Source organism: Rhizobium sp. P1_E1, from assembly GCF_056406015.1.
This window is the reverse complement of the sequence record NZ_JBFUAY010000124.1, coordinates 1-17,877: the sequence shown is the minus strand read 5'-3', so window position 1 is coordinate 17,877 and position 17,877 is coordinate 1. Positions and strand designations below refer to the sequence as shown.

Below are 17,877 nucleotides of genomic sequence, written 5' to 3'. Positions count from 1 at the left end.
GCAAGTACATTTTTTCTCGAGTGATAAAAACCTTTGAAGACGTGTTTTCCTTGCATCTAATCCAGCATATCCATCAGAGTTCGCACCGTGTTCCAGTGCGCAGCATACCGACCGTCAGTAGCGGCATCATTTCCTGTCTGAGTAAAGAAGAAGCGGGGCTATATGATCATTTCGGTGAGGCCGCGCACGGTGTTCCAGTTGCGCATCGTACCGACGCCAAGCTGCTTGGTCGTCAGCGCCGAAAGCAGCTTGGATTGGCTCGGCTTGCCGGCGAAATCGATCCAGAGATCGCCGCCGACGACGGCGATGCGCTGTCCCTCCGTCATTAGCGGCTTCAGCGCCTCCACCTTCTTCGGGTCGACCGGCAGGCGCATCACCCGGACGATCACCTGGTCGCCGTTGCCGTCCTTGAAGGGATTGGTGCTGCAAAGCGCCATCCAGGTGCAGTCGCTGCGCACGATGATATCGACATGTTTGCCGAACTTTTCTTCAAAGCCCTCTTCCAGGGTTACTTCGAGTTCGTGCGGCCGCATATCGTCGGCCTCGAAGACGAGATTGCCTGTGGAAACCAATGTGCGCGGCTCGCGATAGCCGAGCTCCTCGGCAAGGGCGCGCAAATCCTGCATGATGACGCGGCGATCGGGCGTCAGGACAATGCTGTGCAGAAGGGCGATGAAGGTGCTCATGGCACGCGCCCTCTCTTGCGTCCGAGGGTGAAATAGCGCCAAGGGGTCCACCAGCGGAAGCCGTCGCCGAGTATTTCCGGCACCTGGTCGAGGCCGCTGGTGCCGCCCGGGCCGCAGCGGCCGACGCGAAACAGCGTCATCCAGCCGCCGGCCCAGAGGCCGTGGCGGGCGATCGACTCGTAGCCATATTCGGAGCAGGTCGGGATATGGCGGCAGGAATTGCCGACAAAGCCGGACAGCGTCAGCTGGTAGAGGCGGATGAGACCCATGCCGAGCAGGCGGTCGGGAGTTTTGCGGAAAGGACCGGTGTAATTGCGGGAAGTGCGTGCGGCCTTTTCACGCGGCTTGTCCGATCCGGCGGCGCCACCGTCGTCCTCATCGTCAGCCTGCTGGGCGCAGAACTCGCACATGTTAGTTAAGCCTCGACAACTTCCGCCCGTTTCGCCTCGATCTGCCCGATCGCGTCAACGACCGCATCGAAGGTCAGCATCGTCGAAGCATGGCGCGCCTTGTAGTCCCGCACCGGCTGGAGATAACGCATGTCCTCGAAGCGTCCATGGGGCCCCGCTCCATCCGCCTTCAACATGGCGAGCATGTCCTGGCGTGCCTGGCGCAATTCCCCCGATGTGGCGCCGACCACATGGCGGGCCATGATCGAGGACGAGGCCTGGCCGAGCGCGCAGGCCTTCACCTCATGGGCAAAACCGGTCACCGTATCGCCGTCCATCTTCAGCCAGATCCGCACCTTCGAGCCGCAGAGCTTGGAATAGGCCTGGGCGGTCGCATCCGCATCATCAAGCGTGCCGGTCAACGGAATATTGCCGGCGAATTCGAGGATTTTGCTGTTGTAGATATCGTCCATGCTGGATTTCCGCTCCAAAATCACTGCGGATCGGCCTTTATGGGGGCGTTATTGTCATCAAAACAAAAAACACACCGTGTCGTCTGAGGATACTTACATACGATGGCCGTCTTCCTATATGTATGTCGTTCGAAGGCCATTAAAATGCAATGGCCTCGTGTAAGTTTGATTGGGAAACCGTGCCGGACGGGCTGAACTTGCCCTGAAAGCCCCGGAGCCTGCCAAAGGTGCATGAATTCCCGCATGGGATTGACCAGTGGCGATTCCGACAGATGGGTCCGCGGTGCGGACCAGGAGACCATTGTTCATGGACGCCATCGTAAAGAATTTTCCGCAGACGAACCGCGACTCGGATCGCCCATCCCAGCAGGAGGCGGAGGAAGCCGTTCGCGTTCTGCTGCGCTGGGCCGGTGATGACCCGACGCGTGAAGGCCTGCTCGAAACGCCGGCCCGCGTCGTCAAATCGTACCGCGAACTCTTTTCCGGTTACGACATGGCGGCGGAAGACGTGCTCGGCCGCACATTCGAGGAGGTCGCCGGTTACGACGACATGGTCCTCGTCAAGGACATTCCGTTCTACTCGCATTGCGAACACCACATGGTGCCGATCATCGGCAAGGCCCACGTCGCCTACATGCCGGACGGGCGTGTGCTCGGCCTGTCGAAGATTGCCCGTGTAGTTGAGATCTATGGCCGCCGCCTGCAGACACAGGAAACGATGACCGCGCAGATCGCCCGGGCGATCGACGATACGCTTAATCCGCGCGGTGTCGCCGTATTGATCGAGGCCGAACACATGTGCATGGCGATGCGCGGCGTTCAGAAGCAGGGCTCGACCAACCGCGGCCTGATCACCGCGATCGTCACCGACGCTGGCGATGGCGAGTTGCTGATGGTGGCGCATATGAATGCCCAGGCATTGGCGCTGACCATTCAGACCGGCACGGCGCATTATTTCAGCCGTTCGCGCGGCAAGCTCTGGAAGAAGGGCGAGACCTCCGGCAATCTCCAGACCGTGAAGGAAATCCGCACCGACTGCGATCAGGACGCCATCTGGCTTAAGGTCGAGGTCGCCGGCCACGACGCCACCTGTCACACCGGCCGCCGCTCCTGTTTCTACCGGACGATCACGCTTCAGGACGGAAAGCCGATGCTTGATATCGTTGACGACGAGCTTCAATTCGATCCGCAGGATGTCTACGGAAAATAGCCCGAATTTCCCGGTACTTGCTCCTTATTGCGCCAGAAACCGCTTCTATATACCATTTGGAAACTGATCGGGCACACTATCGGAAATCACGTGTTCTGCTGGGAGGGGAGAGCGCCATGTTGAGCTGGAGTCTGCATCGTCAAAGCTCTGAAGGCGAGGGTTCTGGTTCCGGCATGTCGACCACGCTCGATATGCTCCCGCCTCCGGCGCCTCAAAAGAAAATCAAGATTGCGCTCGCGCTCGGCGGCGGAGCTGCCCGCGGCTGGGCCCATATCGGTGTGCTGCGCGCACTCGACGAGGCTAAAGTCGAGATCGGCATGATTGCCGGCACCTCTATCGGCGCGCTGGTCGGCGGCTGCTATCTCGCCGGCAAACTCGATGAACTCGAAAACTTCGCGCGCTCGCTGACGATGCGCCGTATCGCAAGTCTCCTCGACCTCACCATCGGCGGCAGCGGTCTGTTCGGCGGCATGCGGCTGACCAAGCGCATGCAGGAACATCTCGAGGGCCTGAACGTCGAGGATCTCGACCGGCCGTTCGTCGCGGTCGCGGCCGAGGTCAATACCGGCCATGAGGTCTGGATTGCCAATGGTTCGCTGATTACGGCGCTGCGCGCCTCCTATGCCCTGCCCGGCATTTTCGAGCCGGTGCGCAGCAATCATCGCACGCTGGTCGACGGGGCGCTGGTCAATCCCGTTCCGGTCTCCGTCTGCCGCGCCTACGAGCAGCCGCTCGTCGTCGCCGTCAATCTCAATTACGATCTCTACGGCCGCTCGGCCGTCGTCCGGCACAATGCCAGCCTCTCTCCGCAGGAAGTGCAGAAGCAGGAAGAGGCGCCCTATGCGCGCCTCGGTATGACCGGCGTCATGGTGCAGGCCTTCAATATTATCCAGGATAGGATCGCCCGCGCCCGCCTTGCCGGCGACCCGCCGGATATTTCGCTGCAGCCGCGTCTCAGCTATATCGGCCTTTCCGAATTCCACCGGGCTGGCGAAGCGATCGAACGCGGCTACGAGGAAGCCAGGGCCCGACTCCCCGAGATCAAGCGCATGCAGGAAGTCTACGCGAGCCACCCCTGATGCAGGCCGTCTAAAAGCCTGCATCGGTTGTGCGATAACGACATCGGTCAAGCACGGCCGGCTAAAACCTCAGCCGGCGATATAGGCCTTGATTTCCTCGGCCTCACGCTCGACTTCGGCGATGCGCGATTTCACCACGTCGCCGATCGAAATGATGCCTGCAAGCTTGCCATTGCTTTCCACCGGCACGTGACGGAAACGGCGGCTGGTCATCAGCTCCATAAGCTCGTTGACGGTCGTCTCCTCATGGCAGCGGTAGACCTTCGCGGTCATGACCTGGGCCAGCGACTGGTCGAGGCCTTCCTTGCCGTGTTTGGCGATCGCATGCACGAGATCGCGCTCGGTGAACATCCCCGAAATCCGGTTCTCCATGCCGACGACGACGATGGCGCCGATCTTCTTCTTGCTGAGGATCGCGGCCGCCTCGGCGACGGTGGTGCTCGGCCCGGCAGTGATGACGTCTCTGCCCTTCAGGTCGAGGATTGCTTTGACTGAACTGGTCATTCGAACCTCCTATGTCCGTGAAACACTTGTCACAGGCATCCGCGGCAGTTTCTCCCCCCATCGCGGATAGGTAGATGGTGCACTGCCCGGCTCAGGATTGCAACATATCCTTCTCGGTTCCGTCAGGTTCCATCACCGGCGGGCGCGGTGCCCGATCAAACAGTGAAAACAGCAAGAAGCCGAAGACGAATCCGCCGATATGCGCATCCCAGGCAATCGCCTGATCGCTGTCGCCGACGAGCGGGATGCCGACGGCGATCAGCGCGTTGCCGACCAGCCAGAGCAGCATGAAGATGATGACGGTGCGGCTCTTCAGCGCCCCGACGATGGAAAGCCGGGGATTGAGATGCGCCGGCGCCATCGGCCGCCGTTCGGCCGGAAAGGCGAATCGGCAGGCGGCGCCCATCAGCCCGGAGATGACGCCCGACGCGCCGATCAGCAGTGACACATCCCCCCAGTTCAGCACCGCGTGCAGGGCGGCGGAGGCGACGGCGGAAAAAGCCCAGAAGAGCACGAAACGCAGCGTCCCGATGCGGCGCACGACCGGCGCGCCGAAGGCCATCAGCCAGAAGGCGTTAAAGAGGATATGCTGGACGCTGCCGTGCAGCAGCGAATAGGTGACGGGCGTCCAGAACAGCTCCGGCCCTTGCTGCGACAGCGGGATCACATAACGGGCGGGAACGAAGCCGAAGGTGAAGAACAGCCAGTTCAGCGCATCGTCGGAGAGCAGGAGTTCCTGCACCGCATAGATGACCCCAAGCAGGCAAAGGCTGAAGAACAGCGCCGGCGGAAGGTTGAAGACCGGTTCGCGCGGTGGCCGTGCCGGCGGCTGGACCTCGGGAGGTTCGGGCGCCCTATGCGGCTCGGCCGTCTGCTCATTCATCTGTGTTTCGCCTCGTTGAGGCCACAGCCATACAGGAGCGACTGTCAAAAAAAAAGCCGTCCGAAGTGCCGGACGGCGTACCGGGAGCTCCAGGAAAGACCTCGGCCCGTAGGTTGTGCTGAACTTCGAAAGTCGAAGCGATGCGGAACAGTGTCACGACGGGCACCGCATCTCAACCGAAACCCTTTCTTAACCTTAACCGCCGCGATCTGGCATGAAATCCGCATAGTAGAGCCTGTACGGGCAATGACTGCCCGAAAATGATCCGGAATGGGACAGGTTGGTGTGAAATGCGTGTGCAAACGACCATCGAAATTTTTGACTACTGGAACCGTATCCGCGGCGCTGCCGATGCGCCGCTGAAATCACAGGTCGAACCCTCCGCCGTCCCCCACTTGCTCCAGAGTCTGTTTATTCTTGAGAGGCGCGAGGGCGGAGATATCGGTTTCCGGCTCGCCGGCACCCGCATCTGTGATCTCTTTGGGCGTGACCTGCGCGGCGAACGTTTTTCGTCTCTCTGGGCAAATGGTCAGCTCGCGGACATCGAACGCACGGCGATGGGCGTCATGGACCATGCCATGCCGGCTCTGTTCAACGCCACCGGCTACAGCACCGTCGGTCATCAGGCCTCCTTCGAGATTATCATGATGCCGCTGCGTTCGCCGGACGGCGCCTGCGACCGGCTGCTCGGTGCGATCGCGCCGGCCGTGGCCGCGAGCTGGCTGGAGATCGTACCGCTCGAATTCCTGGCGCTCGACCGCAGCCGCCTGCTGCCCGGTAAATTCGACAAGCCAGCGCCGGCCAAACTGCGCCCCACCAACAGGATCGTCGCCGGCAAAAGCATCCATTTCGGGCAGGTCATGCGCCGCATGGTGTCGCAGCTGCTGAGCGTGGAGGTTCGCTGACGGTCCCATTTTAGGACATCTGATATACTCGTTTTCCGCTATGTCGGGACTGGGCGAAACAACCTTCTGTTAATGGATTGTGGGTAAAGATCGGTCTCTGCGATTTTGATGAAGAAGCCCTTTGATGCACTCGTTCCAGCCAGCTCAGACGCAACGACCTGCGCCGCGCCCTGAACAGGGCGTTTTCCAGCGCGTGCCCATCAATATGCAGGGCCGGCTGATGCTTGCGAACTACGAGGAATTCGAATGCATGGTGATCGACATGTCGCCCGGCGACATGTACGTCACCTGCCCCGGCCGGCCGCGCGCCAACGAACGCGTCGTCGCCTATATCGACCATCTCGGCCGCGTCGAAGGTTATGTCCAGACGATCGATGGCCGTGGCTTCACCATGTCGATCAACGCCACCGACCGGAAACGCGAGAAACTCGCGGCCCAGCTCACCTGGCTTGCCAACAAGCACGAACTCGGCCTGCCCGAGGATCGCCGCCACGACCGTCTGACGCCACGCGACACGAAGACCGAACTGACGCTCGAGGACGGCACGCGTTATTCCTGCCGTATCATGGACCTTTCGCTGTCGGGCGCTGCCGTCGACGTCGAGATGCGCCCTTCGATCGGAACGGCCGTGCGGCTCGGCAACATGCGCGGTCGCGTCGTGCGCCACTTCGTCGAAGGTGTGGCGATCGAATTCCTGTCGATCCAGTCCCGCGAGACGCTGCGGGAATTCCTTTAAGACTGCTGAAAATGGGCGATGCCGCGGATTCCGTGGCGGGTGCCAATTCTCGACAGACTTCCATCGAACGCGATTGCCAGGTCCGGTGCGCACCCGGTCAGGTCGTGTTGAAAAGCCTGCACTTCACGGCGACAACTTTGCAAGCGGCTACAAATCTGGCTTTGGAACGCAGCGTGAATTCCTGTCGCAAGTCGTTCCACCCAGTCGGTAGACTATATTATGTGTGGAACAAGCTGCGACACCGATCGGCACCCAACGAGGTCGCCCAAAATTGTGCGGTGATTTTGCGTCCCGGAGCGCTCCGCCCTCACCCGTCTTCCCTTTGTCAGCGAGATGATGGATAAGGTCCGCTTCGACCCAGGCGCACCGATGTCAGCTCTCTATCCGGAAATCGAACCCTATGATCATGGCCTGCTCGATACCGGCGATGGCAACCTGATCTACTGGGAGGCCTGCGGCAATCCAGCGGGCCGCCCGGCGCTGGTGTTGCATGGCGGCCCTGGCTCCGGCTGTTCGCCCACGGCGCGCCGCTATTTCGATCCCGATGCCTACCGAATCATTCTGTTCGATCAGCGCAATTGTGGCCGCAGCCTGCCGAGCGCTGCCGATCCCGAAACTGATCTCTCCCTCAACACCACCTGGCATCTCGTTGCCGATATCGAGCGGCTGCGGGCCCGTCTCGGCATCGGCACCTGGCTGCTTTTCGGCAATTCCTGGGGTTCGACGCTGGCGCTGGCCTATGCCGAAACCCATCCGGAGCGTGTCTCCGCGGTCGTCCTGTCAGGCGTGACGACCACCCGGCACTCGGAAATCGACTGGCTCTATCGCGGCATGGCGCCGCTCTTTCCTGAAGAATGGCACCGTTTTCGCCAGGCGGTTTCCCCAGGCAGCCAGGGACGAGATGAGGACATGGTTGCCGCCTATCATCGTCTCCTCAACGATCCGGACCCGGAGACGCGCCTCAAGGCGGCGCGCGACTGGCATGATTGGGAGGCGGCCTCGATTCTGCTCGCCGATCCCCAAGGCCTGCCGCGCCGCTGGGCCGATCCGGCCTATTTGCTAACACGGGCCCGCATCATCACCCACTACTTCAGCAATGGCGCCTGGCTGGAGGACGCCCAGCTTTTGAAGAACGCCGCGCGGCTCACCGGCATCCCCGGTATCCTGCTGCAGGGACGGTTCGACATCGAGGCGCCGCTCGTCACGGCCTGGGAACTGGCCCGCGCCTGGCCGAAAAGCGAGCTCAGCATCCTTGCGCATGCGGCCCATTCCACCGCAAATCCCGATATGAGCGCGGCGATCGTCGGTGCCACCGATCGATTTCGCGATATCTAGCAAAAATAATTTCCTGCCGGAATCGAGGATCTGAGCGACATTCTGCTTTTGAACCGGCCGAATCGGCCCATTCCAGCGGCATCGCCGGCCGGCTGCGCGTTGCCGCAGATCGCCAGCCGGCAGCTGAGATTTACCCGGCTCAACGAAAATCCTTAACATGCGGGCGGCAACGCAACCTTTTCGCGGACGAAAGCCTTGTTGCGTTGATTACAATTTTAATCGATTTCGCGACAAATCCGCGTCAAATTTTATGCGCATTCGAATCTGTTTTTAGCCAAGTTTTATCGGCATTTGAATCAACTAAGCCTTTAATTCTATTGCGTAATTTTGCGTGAGATAAAAACGTCTGTGCCATTGTCGTCTCAACTTACGGGGAGACGGCAATGACAACTGCGAATATCCTGAAAGGCGGCCTTCTGGCCGGTGCCATCATGATGGCAATGGCGGGTTCGGGACAGGCAATGCCCGCCAGCATGGTACTGGCAGGCAATGCCAGCCCGCCGATCGGACACTATGAATTCTGCAAGGCGAATCCGACGGAATGTGTCGAAGTCGGCGGCGATGCCGGACCGGCCATCCTCAACGAGGATCGCTGGAAGGAAATTCTCAAGGTCAACTACACCGTCAATTCGACGATCCAGCCGATGACGGATGAGCAGATCTACGGTGTCGAAGAGCGCTGGGCCTATCCGCGCACCGTCGGCGACTGCGAGGACTACGCCCTGCTGAAGCGCAAGATGCTGATCGACGACGGTTTCTCGCCGTCCGACACGCTGATCACCGTCGTGCTGCAGCCGAATGGCGAAGGCCATGCCGTGCTGACGGTCCGCACCGATCACGGCGACTTCATCCTCGACAACATGCGCAACAAGGTGCTGCTGTGGTCGGATACCGAATACACCTATCTGAAGCGCCAGTCCGCCGACGATCCGGCTCGCTGGTCGAAGCTTCAGGACGGCCGCGCCGTCGCGGTCGGTAGCGTCAAGTAAGAACAGCCTGCCGGCCAATGCCGGCTGCTGCCTGCGGCCCGGTCAGTCCCCGCATCCCGTCCCCGACCGGTGCCCAAGAGCCGTTCCCGCTGTCCCGGGAACGGCTCRCTCCCTTTTGAGCCTTACGCCATCAGCGCATTAGCGAATTATTAACCCTGCTGGTCCGATCATGACGATGAGATTCATCATCGGCACCGGCGGCTCATGTTCTTCCTGCGGCGGACCGAAACCCGAAGAACCGCCATGAGCCATGCCGCGCACAGCGCACCCGACGAGCAGCCGCTTCTTTCCATGGGGTTTCTCCTCCGCACGATGGCGGTGATCGCCGTTCTGGCGGTCCTGACTGTTGCCATCAGCATTGGCGGCCGTTGGTTCGGCCGGCATATCTCGCTTGCCGGCAACACCGACAGCACGGCTGAAATCAAGCTGGCCATCGGCCGCGACACCGTGAAATTCCCCGAGAATGCCATCCGCTTCCCGAGTCAAAGACACGAAGGCGCCGCCGAGCGCGTCGATCTCTACCTCGCCTGGCCTGAGATGCAGGGTTACGGCAAGGAAAACCACCTTCGATTCGACGATATCGCCCAATCCTCCGGGCTGATCTTCCTGCAGATCACCCAGAGCACCATGTCGCGCGACATGTCCGGGCGGCTGGAACCGATCTATTCGCATCTGCTTGAAGGCCCGGCCGAGTCCTTCCGGGACGGGCTGACCCTGCACCGTCTTCGCGCCGATGCAGGTTACGGCGATGAAGTGCTGCTGACGGCGCCCATCAAGGGTGGGCAGGATTACGTCGTGCGCTGCATATTGCCTTCAGCCCCAGATAAGGCTGCGGGCGGAGATTGTCAGCGCGATATCAAGGTCGGCAGGGATCTCAGCGTTCTCTACCGTTTCTCAAGCAGCCATCTCGACGATTGGGAACATATTGATGCCGCTATCCGCACCTTTGTGGACGCGCGTCTTGTGAACCGTTCTGCGACAAGTCCCTAAAATGCTCTCCGGACAGCGAAATAAACGATTCATCATAAACGGATTGGTAACGCCCAACCGGTAATTTTAGAAGACGAGCTGTACGGCGGGAGGTGTGCGGTTCCTGCCAAAATCTGAAGTGCCAAATATCTGAAATGCAAGCGAAGAGTGGAATAGTGTCAAGGTCAGTCTCCTCCGTATCATCGTCCCGATCCGGCAGTTTTTTCGCAAAGCTGCTGGCGATCCTTTCGGTGGCCGTCACGATCGTCCTGGTCGATTCGGTGAATGCCGACGCGGAAGCGGCAAATCCGAAATATGCAGGCATCGTCGTCGACGCCAAGACCGGTAACGTTCTCTACAGTGAGAATGCCGACCGGCTGCAATACCCCGCCTCCCTGACCAAGATGATGACCCTATACATGACCTTCGAGGCGTTGGAGCAGGGTCGCATCCGCCTCGATACGCCGGTCCCCTTCTCCGCCCATGCGGCAGCCCAGGCGCCGACCAAACTCGGCGTGCGCGCCGGTGGCACGATCACCGTTGAGCAGGGCATTCTCGGTCTCGTCACCCTGTCGGCCAATGATGCCGCAACTGCGCTCGGCGAAATGCTGGGCGGTGGCAGCGAAGATCGCTTCGCCCAGCTGATGACCGCCAAGGCGCATGCGCTCGGCATGACGCGCACCACCTATCGCAACGCCAACGGCCTGCCCAATACGGCGCAGATGACGACGGCGCGCGACCAGGCCCGCCTCGGCATCGCCCTTCGCCAGCATTTCCCGCAATATTACGGCTATTTCTCCACCCGCGCCTTCAAGTTCGGCAGCCGCACGATCCGCAGCCACAACCGCCTGGTCGGTTCGGTGCGCGGCGTCGACGGCATCAAGACCGGTTACACGCGCGCTGCCGGTTTCAATCTGGTGAGCTCGGTACAGGTCGACGGCAAGTCGATCGTCGGCGTCGTTCTCGGCGGGGCGTCGACGCCTGCCCGCGATGCCCAGATGCGCAATCTGATCGCCAGTTACCTGCCGAAGGCATCGAGCCGCGGCGGATCGTCGGCGCTGATCGCCCAGGCAGCCCCTGCCCCGGCGATGATCGAGACGCCCGCTCCGGTCCAGCCGCAGAAGGCCCAGCAGAAAGCTCAGCCGCAAATGGCCCAACAGCAGGTCGCAAAGATCACCGCAGCGCAGCCGCCGATTTCAGCAGCGGCTGCCGATCTCAGCCTGCCGCACAAAGGCCCGCTGCCGGATGCGCGCTATCAGGTTGCCGAGGCCGAAGTCGCCTATGCCGAGACCGCTCAGCCGAAATCCGACAATCCACTGGTGGCGCAGCCGATGCCGGCGCCGACCAAAGTCAAGACCATGACCTTCAAGCAGCAGGCATCGGTCGCCGTACCGACGCCGGCACCCGCCTATATGCCGCCGGAACAGGGCGATACTTCGGTCGATGAGGTCACAACCGCCTCGACCACTCCCTCCCCGACTCGTGCTGCTTCAACCAGCAACGGTCCGGCCGGCTGGGTGGTGCAGGTCGGCGTCTCGCCGAGCCGGCAGATGGCCATGGATCTTCTGGAAAGCGCCAAGAGCAAGGGCGGCAAGGCGCTGGCCTCGGCAAAGCCCTTCGCGGTCGCCTATGCCGCTGGCGGTGACCAGCTTTATCGCGCCCGCTTCGGCGGCTTCGATGACCAGCGCGACGCCGTCAATGCCTGCAAGGCCTTGAAGAAGGCCGGCATCAAGTGCTGGGCGGCTGCCCAATGAGCTATTCGATGCTGCCTGCAAGATGGCCGGCGGCATCGGTGACGGCCGGAATCGGTGTTTGCGTTTCCGGCCACCTTTCTTGAACTCGATCAGTATTGCGTACGGGGAAAACAATGGCGATCAATGAGAATTTTCCAGGAGTGCCAGCCGACCGCCGCATGGCGGCTAAAGGGCGCTCATCCCTCCATCCGCTGCACGAGGCGGCCTTGCGTCTTGCCGAGATCGGCCTGCAGCGGCCGAAGGCGAAGTCTCCGAAGACCCGGGATCTGATCAATCTGCTGCTTTGCCATGGCGCCCGCGCCTGGCGTCACTCCCAGCCCGAAGCCCGCATCCATCTGCATGTGACCTCGCCGGACGGCAGCGCGCCGGTGCAGTTGCGCCTGCGCTGAACTGCAGAACGCCGCGCGACCAAAGGACGCGCGGAGGATGTTCAATCCGGGCATAAACCTTTCCGGAAATCGGCTCCGATTTTCGGGATTAGAGCAGACCAAGGTCCGTAAGCTCACGGCGAAGATCAGCGGGCATTTCGGCAATGCCGACGCCAAGGCTTGTCAGGTCGCGCGGCACGTCATCCTCAGTATAATAACGCCAGCCCTGGAACGGACGCTTCGGCTGCACGGCCGTCTCGATGACCTCCGGGCCGAGCATCAGGCGGCAGCGCGAAATCCCCTCGCCGTCGGTGAAGGTCTCGATGTCGAGCAGCTTCTGCCTCGCCTGCACCTGCCCCTTGATCACCCAATAAAGCGAGCCGCCGTCCAGCAGCTCCTCCGTCCGTTTCGGCGCCATGCGCGTCGTGTGCACCGAATGCGGCTCGAGTCCGGCGGCGATGGCGCGCAGTGAGCGTTCCGCCACCCATTCGCGCAGATCGTCTATCGAGTCGGCGCCGACACAGAGTTTGATGAGATGCAATGCCATGCTGCCGTTGAAATCCTTTTGGCAGCGAGCGTCAAGCTTCAAGCATCAAGCATCCACAAACTCAGCATTCGACGACGTTGACGGCGAGCCCCCCGGTCGAGGTTTCCTTGTATTTCTCGCTCATGTCATGCCCGGTCTGGCGCATTGTTTCGATGCAGGCGTCGAGCGGCACGAAATGCTGGCCGTCGCCCTTGATGGCGAGCGAGGCTGCCGTGACGGCCTTGACGGCGCCGAGCGCGTTGCGCTCGATGCAGGGTACCTGCACCAGGCCCGCGATCGGATCGCAGGTCATGCCGAGATGATGTTCGAGCGCGATCTCGGCGGCGTTCTCGATCTGCTCCGGCGTTCCGCCCATGACCGCGGCAAGGCCCGCGGCAGCCATCGCCGCCGCCGAGCCCACCTCGCCCTGACAGCCGACCTCGGCGCCCGAGATCGAGGCATTGTGCTTGATGATGCCGCCGATGGCGGCAGCCGTCAGCAGATAGTCGCGGATGCCATTCTGATCCCAGTCCTCGTGGAAATGCTCGTAATAGCGGATCGTTGCCGGAATGACGCCGGCCGCCCCGTTGGTCGGCGCCGTGACGACGCGCCCGCCGGCTGCATTCTCCTCGTTGACGGCCATCGCATAGACGCTAAGCCAGTCGTTGGCGAGCAGCGGGTTGATGCGGTTGCTGCGCCATTCCTCTTCCAGCTTGTCGTGAATCCTGCGCGCGCGCCGCTTGACGTTGAGACCGCCGGGCATGATGCCCTCGACCTTGAGGCCGCGCTCGATACAGGAACGCATCGCCTCCCAGATGCGGTCGAGCCCCTGATTAAGTTCCTCTTGGCTGCGCTGGCTCTCCTCGTTCGCCCGCTTCATCTGCGCGATCGACAGCCCGGAGCGCGCCGCCATCTCGAGCATCTGCTTGGCGGTGGAGAAGGGATAGGGCACGCGCGTCCCACCAGCCGCGTTCTTCTTTGCCCGCATCTGCTCGAGCTCGGTGTCAGTGACGACGAAGCCGCCGCCGACCGAATAATAGATGCGCTTGACGAGCAGCCGGCCGTCCCTGTCATAGGCGGAAAAGACCATGCCGTTGGCATGCCCCGGCAGCGGCTGTTTCTTGTCGAAGATCAGGTCGGTTTTCGGTTGGAACTGATAGCCGGGATGGCCCTCCGGCGTGATGCGGCCGGTGCGCTCCACCGTGTCGACGATGCCGTCCATTTTGTCGGGATCGACGCTGTCGGGCGCCTCGCCCATCAGCCCGAGAATGACCGCCCTGCCCGTGCCGTGGCCGATACCGGTATGGGCGAGCGAGCCGTGCAGGCTGACCTTGATCGCTGTGACCTGTGCACCCGATGACGGGCGCGGCCATTCGTTCGACAGGATCAGCTCGAGAAACCGGTTGGCCGCCGTCATCGGACCCATCGTGTGCGAGCTCGACGGCCCGACACCGATCTTGAAGACATCGAATACCGAGAGAAACATGGGTGCGCCTTCTGAATATGAGGATGCAAGCTTAAGCGAGGCCGGTTTCGAATCCGTGCGGCGCACCGACATCGCATGGAGCCGGTGCGACATTCGGACTGCAGACTAGAGCGCCGCGGCTCCGATAGGACGCGCTAGCACTTTGAGCTTGCGCATAATCCTTTCCGAAAATCGAATCCGATTTTCGAAATCGCGATCTGGCCGTACGCGCTGGGGTGATGAAGACTATGCGGCGGAAGAACTGGTTGCCTTATCTTGACAGTCTGCACCGGCTCCCAATGTCCTACACGTCGATATAACAGGACTGACGGAAGCCGACCTGGACAGCGCCGGCAAATTGAACTCCTTCGTTGATGCGGGCTCCCCGGATGGGGGCCGGGCAAGGTTGAGCAACCTGTCCGTTCTTAGACGAGACGACACCTTGCAGATTGGGAGATTGGGAGATTGGACTTATGGCGCTCAAACGGATGGACAATATGGGAATCGTCGTCGAAGACCTCGGCGTGACGATTGATTTCTTTCGCGAACTCGGCCTCGAGCTCGAAGGGCGGGCCACGATCGAAGGAGAATGGGCCGGACGTGTCACCGGACTGGGCGATCAGCATGTCGAGATTGCCATGATGCGCACGCCGGATGGCCACAGCCGGCTCGAGCTCTCCCGCTTTCTCACCCCGCCTGTCGTCGAGGATCACCGCAATGCCCCGGTGAACGCTCTAGGCTACCTCCGCGTCATGTTCACCGTAGACGACATCAATGAGACGCTTGAAAGGCTCCGCAAGCGCGGCGCGCAGCTCGTAGGCGACATAGTGGATTATCAAGACACATATCGGCTCTGCTACATCCGCGGGCCCGAAGGGCTTCTCATCGGGCTCGCCCAAGAACTCAGCTGAGCGCTATGCGCGAAGCTTCCCGTTGCGATTATCCTGAATGACCGTGCCGTCGGCGGCATCGGGTTCGGGCGTCGTCGAGATTTGCCGTTGATCGGCCATGGTTGAAGTTTCGCCGCGCAGCAGGCGCTTTTCGATCTCTTGCAGGTTGAGGATCGCGCGGTCCATTTGATCAGCCGGAGTTTCGCGCGGAACCATCCGCAGGCGATTATCCTGCCATAGCTGGACCAGCCGCCGCCGACCGGGAACCTCGATCGTCTCGTGGATGAACCATGCCCCGATTGCCGCAACGAAAAGCGTCACCACGATGAGCGCCGGTTCTGGCATCAAGGCATCAAAAGTCAGACGCGTCAGGAACATTATGGGGACATGAAAAAGGTAAAGTGAAAAGCTGATCTTCCCTAGAAACCGTACTGGTGCAGCTGCCAGGACATGTGCAGCGATGGGCGGTTGTCGAGCGACGAGCCCGACAATGACGGCCGCGGCCACCGCACTTTGCAGGCTCCAGAATTCAGGGGAAAAGCCCGACAAGATATGCCTGTAAGTGAAGAACACCGCCAGAAGGAAAAGCGTTAAAATTCCTGTGATGGCAGATGGATTCCATTTATTCCAATGGGAATGCATCATCCCGGCAATTGCGCCGAAAAGAAAGTAAGGAAGCTTGGAGACGAGCATTATTCCCGGGCCTGGCAATTCAATCAGGCCATCCACGACGACGACCACTGTGAGGCCGACAATCACGACGCTATAGCGGTGCGGTCGGGCCAAGCAAAGCCACAGGACAGGAAAGAGCAGATAGAATTGGATTTCGGGTGGTATCGACCAGAAAACACCACTCGAGCCTAGAAGAAAGACATGACGCACAAAATCCGTGATGCCAACGATAGGCTGAACAAAATCCAGATTTTGCATGATCGACAGCATCGCCACGAAAACGACGGCCGCCAGGTAAACCGGATAGATGCGAGCAAAGCGGCTCACAAGAAAATCCAAGACGTTTTCTCTCGTCACCGGCCGTGAACCATAGAGATGAGCCATCAGGAAGCCACTGAGAGCAAAAAACAAACCGACAGCTTCGTCGCCCAGCGTCACGAGATGCGGCGCCGTGATTGGAAAGATAAAGCCAATATGGGCTTCAACGACCAGGAGCGCAGCGACACCGCGCAGGCCATCGAGACTGGGAATGTAATCCGGCCGGCTCATGGGTCACTTTTGAATCAGGTTTTCAGTCCTGAACAATTGGCTATCACGACTTTACAAGCGGTTAACGCGGTGCCCTGCCCGTGCACCTCTAGACTGGCGTTACGCTAAAGCATGTCGCGCAAAACTGTGCAGCGGTTTTCCGACAGCGACATGCGTAAAACAAAGGCCTCAAGCGCGAGGAGCGGATCTGAAAGATCGCGACGCTCTAACTCTTTCAATCCTCGCATGGCGCTTTCCGATAATCGATTCCGATTTTCGGGCTGATGCGCTAGGGTGCGTCTTCAAGACGGCAAATTGCTTTGGAAAACGGGACCACCTCTCCATGACAGCCACCAACCGCATCGCCCTCTCCAGCGACCACGCCGCCATTCAGCTCCGGCAGGCCATTGCCGGCCATATCGCGGCGCAAGGCTGGATAGCGGTCGATATCGGACCGACGACGCCGGAGAGCACACACTATCCTAAGCAGGGTGAAGCGGCGGCGCGGCTCGTCGCCTCCGGCGATTGCCGGTTTGGCATCATTCTATGCGGCACCGGCCAGGGCATCATGATGGCGGCGAACAAGGTAAAGGGCATCCGTTGCGGCGTCTGCGTCGACACATTCTCGGCCCGCATGATCCGCCAACACAACGATGCCAACATGCTATCGATTGGCGTCCGCGTGGTGGGCGAAGGGCTGGCGCTCGATATCGTGGATGCGTTCCTGACCGCCCAGTTCGAAGGCGGCCGGCATGCAAMGCGGGTGGAGATGATTGAGGCGCTAGAGGGGTAGCACCGTCCTTTTCTTCTTCTTCCTCTTCTTCTTCTTCTTCTTCTTCTTTGGGTCCCGCCCCGAATCTCCAAGCTGACGGATCACCGCATTGCTACATTTAGGTCCAGAAGATGCCGGTCGGCTATCCACCAAGCCTCGTCGTTTCCCGACGACTCGATTATGCCGAACTGCCGCATGGCCAAAAGCCCGCGTCAAGCCGCCCAACTCGGCCATGCGGCAAAATCCAACTTGCGGCATACTGGCCGCATTCATGCGGAGACTGGATCACTGATGACGACGGCGGACTATATCGCTCTGGCTTTCTTTGCCTGGGTCTGGGTGGCCTATTCCTGGCTGCTGCATGGCCGTACCTTCTTCGGACGCACCAGCCTCACCCATGCGATGACCGAACGGCGCCGGGAGTGGATCTATAATTCGCTGCGCCGCGACCTGAAGATGATCGACACGCAGATCATGGCCGGCCTGCAGAACGGCACCGCCTTCTTCGCTTCGACGTCGATCTTCGCGATCRGCAGCTGCTTTGCTTTGCTCGGCGCGACGGAGAAGGTCGACGCCGTCTTCGCCGACCTGCCCTTCGTCTTCCATGGCGGCCATGCCGTCTTCGAGATGAAGGTCGGCGGGCTGGCAGCGCTTTTCGGCTATGCCTTCTTCAAGTTCGGCTGGTCCTACCGGCTGTTCAACTATTGCACTATTCTCTTCGGCTCGATCCCGATGATGCGCGAC

General features: G+C 60.8%; 20 protein-coding genes. 12 read left to right on the top strand and 8 right to left on the bottom strand.

The window, feature by feature from the left end; all coding sequences use genetic code 11:
- Positions 1-158 precede the first annotated feature (158 nt).
- From AC1D1Z_RS27225 to AC1D1Z_RS27215, 3 genes are read right to left on the bottom strand one after another with little or no spacing between them, the layout of a single operon-like run.
- Positions 159-686, bottom strand: coding sequence for a DUF1697 domain-containing protein (locus AC1D1Z_RS27225; RefSeq protein WP_047622848.1), 528 nt, complete (start codon positions 684-686; stop codon positions 159-161).
- Positions 683-1,096 carry a membrane protein insertion efficiency factor YidD gene (gene yidD, locus AC1D1Z_RS27220; RefSeq protein WP_018445266.1) on the bottom strand — a complete coding sequence of 138 codons (414 nt, stop codon included), beginning with the start codon at positions 1,094-1,096 and terminating at the stop codon, positions 683-685. Before yidD ends, AC1D1Z_RS27225 begins: the two co-directional genes overlap by 4 nt.
- 5 nt (positions 1,097-1,101) lie before the next feature.
- Entirely contained in the window at positions 1,102-1,548 is a 447-nt protein-coding gene (locus AC1D1Z_RS27215) for an iron-sulfur cluster assembly scaffold protein (protein ID WP_018445265.1), read from the bottom strand.
- Positions 1,549-1,855: 307 nt separating this feature from the next.
- Between AC1D1Z_RS27215 and folE the strand changes: the two genes are divergently transcribed.
- Positions 1,856-2,758 carry a GTP cyclohydrolase I FolE gene (gene folE / locus AC1D1Z_RS27210; RefSeq protein WP_477852147.1) on the top strand — a complete coding sequence of 301 codons (903 nt, stop codon included), beginning with the start codon at positions 1,856-1,858 and terminating at the stop codon, positions 2,756-2,758.
- Between the two features lie 116 nt (positions 2,759-2,874).
- Positions 2,875-3,837, top strand: coding sequence for a patatin-like phospholipase family protein (locus AC1D1Z_RS27205; protein ID WP_047622846.1), 963 nt, complete (start codon positions 2,875-2,877; stop codon positions 3,835-3,837).
- 69 nt (positions 3,838-3,906) lie between these two features.
- Here AC1D1Z_RS27205 and AC1D1Z_RS27200 read toward each other — a convergent pair whose 3' ends face one another.
- The gene (locus AC1D1Z_RS27200) at positions 3,907-4,341 is read right to left on the bottom strand and encodes a CBS domain-containing protein (RefSeq protein WP_018242119.1); all 435 of its coding nucleotides are present in this window, start codon (positions 4,339-4,341) and stop codon (positions 3,907-3,909) included.
- 91 nt (positions 4,342-4,432) lie between these two features.
- Complete coding sequence (locus AC1D1Z_RS27195) at positions 4,433-5,224, bottom strand: rhomboid family intramembrane serine protease (protein ID WP_130758776.1); 792 nt, start codon at positions 5,222-5,224, stop codon at positions 4,433-4,435.
- A gap of 260 nt (positions 5,225-5,484) precedes the next feature.
- Here AC1D1Z_RS27195 and AC1D1Z_RS27190 point away from each other — a divergent pair, with 260 nt between their 5' ends.
- The 7 genes from AC1D1Z_RS27190 (at position 5,485) to AC1D1Z_RS27160 (ending at position 12,301) form a co-directional block, all read left to right on the top strand.
- Complete coding sequence (locus tag AC1D1Z_RS27190; RefSeq protein WP_130758777.1) at positions 5,485-6,129, top strand: PAS domain-containing protein; 645 nt, start codon at positions 5,485-5,487, stop codon at positions 6,127-6,129.
- 124 nt (positions 6,130-6,253) lie between these two features.
- A complete protein-coding gene (locus AC1D1Z_RS27185; protein WP_018072182.1) occupies positions 6,254-6,865 on the top strand; it encodes a PilZ domain-containing protein in 612 nt (203 codons plus the stop codon).
- Between the two features lie 369 nt (positions 6,866-7,234).
- Positions 7,235-8,200: a prolyl aminopeptidase gene (gene pip / locus AC1D1Z_RS27180; RefSeq protein WP_130758778.1), complete on the top strand. Its 966-nt coding sequence runs from the start codon at positions 7,235-7,237 to the stop codon at positions 8,198-8,200.
- A gap of 383 nt (positions 8,201-8,583) precedes the next feature.
- A complete protein-coding gene (locus AC1D1Z_RS27175; protein WP_018242123.1) occupies positions 8,584-9,189 on the top strand; it encodes a transglutaminase-like cysteine peptidase in 606 nt (201 codons plus the stop codon).
- Positions 9,190-9,393: 204 nt separating this feature from the next.
- Positions 9,394-10,179, top strand: a complete 786-nt coding sequence (locus AC1D1Z_RS27170; RefSeq protein WP_018242124.1) for a hypothetical protein — start codon at positions 9,394-9,396, stop codon at positions 10,177-10,179.
- A gap of 134 nt (positions 10,180-10,313) precedes the next feature.
- The gene (locus tag AC1D1Z_RS27165) at positions 10,314-11,912 is read left to right on the top strand and encodes a serine hydrolase (RefSeq protein ID WP_130758779.1); all 1,599 of its coding nucleotides are present in this window, start codon (positions 10,314-10,316) and stop codon (positions 11,910-11,912) included.
- A 113-nt stretch (positions 11,913-12,025) separates the two neighbouring features.
- Entirely contained in the window at positions 12,026-12,301 is a 276-nt protein-coding gene (locus AC1D1Z_RS27160; protein ID WP_130758780.1) for a hypothetical protein, read from the top strand.
- A gap of 88 nt (positions 12,302-12,389) precedes the next feature.
- On the opposite strand, the gene AC1D1Z_RS27155 is transcribed toward AC1D1Z_RS27160, so the two are convergent.
- Positions 12,390-12,827 carry a DUF1489 family protein gene (locus AC1D1Z_RS27155; RefSeq protein WP_130759079.1) on the bottom strand — a complete coding sequence of 146 codons (438 nt, stop codon included), beginning with the start codon at positions 12,825-12,827 and terminating at the stop codon, positions 12,390-12,392.
- Between the two features lie 61 nt (positions 12,828-12,888).
- Positions 12,889-14,292: an L-serine ammonia-lyase gene (locus AC1D1Z_RS27150; protein WP_130758781.1), complete on the bottom strand. Its 1,404-nt coding sequence runs from the start codon at positions 14,290-14,292 to the stop codon at positions 12,889-12,891.
- A 452-nt stretch (positions 14,293-14,744) separates the two neighbouring features.
- On the opposite strand from AC1D1Z_RS27150, the gene AC1D1Z_RS27145 reads away from it, so the two are divergent.
- Positions 14,745-15,182, top strand: coding sequence for a VOC family protein (locus tag AC1D1Z_RS27145; RefSeq protein WP_130652452.1), 438 nt, complete (start codon positions 14,745-14,747; stop codon positions 15,180-15,182).
- A 3-nt stretch (positions 15,183-15,185) separates the two neighbouring features.
- Here AC1D1Z_RS27145 and AC1D1Z_RS27140 read toward each other — a convergent pair whose 3' ends face one another.
- Positions 15,186-16,382, bottom strand: coding sequence for an acyltransferase family protein (locus AC1D1Z_RS27140; RefSeq protein ID WP_065276298.1), 1,197 nt, complete (start codon positions 16,380-16,382; stop codon positions 15,186-15,188).
- A 322-nt stretch (positions 16,383-16,704) separates the two neighbouring features.
- Between AC1D1Z_RS27140 and rpiB the strand changes: the two genes are divergently transcribed.
- The gene (rpiB, locus tag AC1D1Z_RS27135) at positions 16,705-17,154 is read left to right on the top strand and encodes a ribose 5-phosphate isomerase B (RefSeq protein ID WP_477852142.1); all 450 of its coding nucleotides are present in this window, start codon (positions 16,705-16,707) and stop codon (positions 17,152-17,154) included.
- A gap of 270 nt (positions 17,155-17,424) precedes the next feature.
- The coding region (locus AC1D1Z_RS27130; RefSeq protein ID WP_477852140.1) for a DUF599 domain-containing protein at positions 17,425-17,877 on the top strand (453 nt) is incomplete at its 3' end.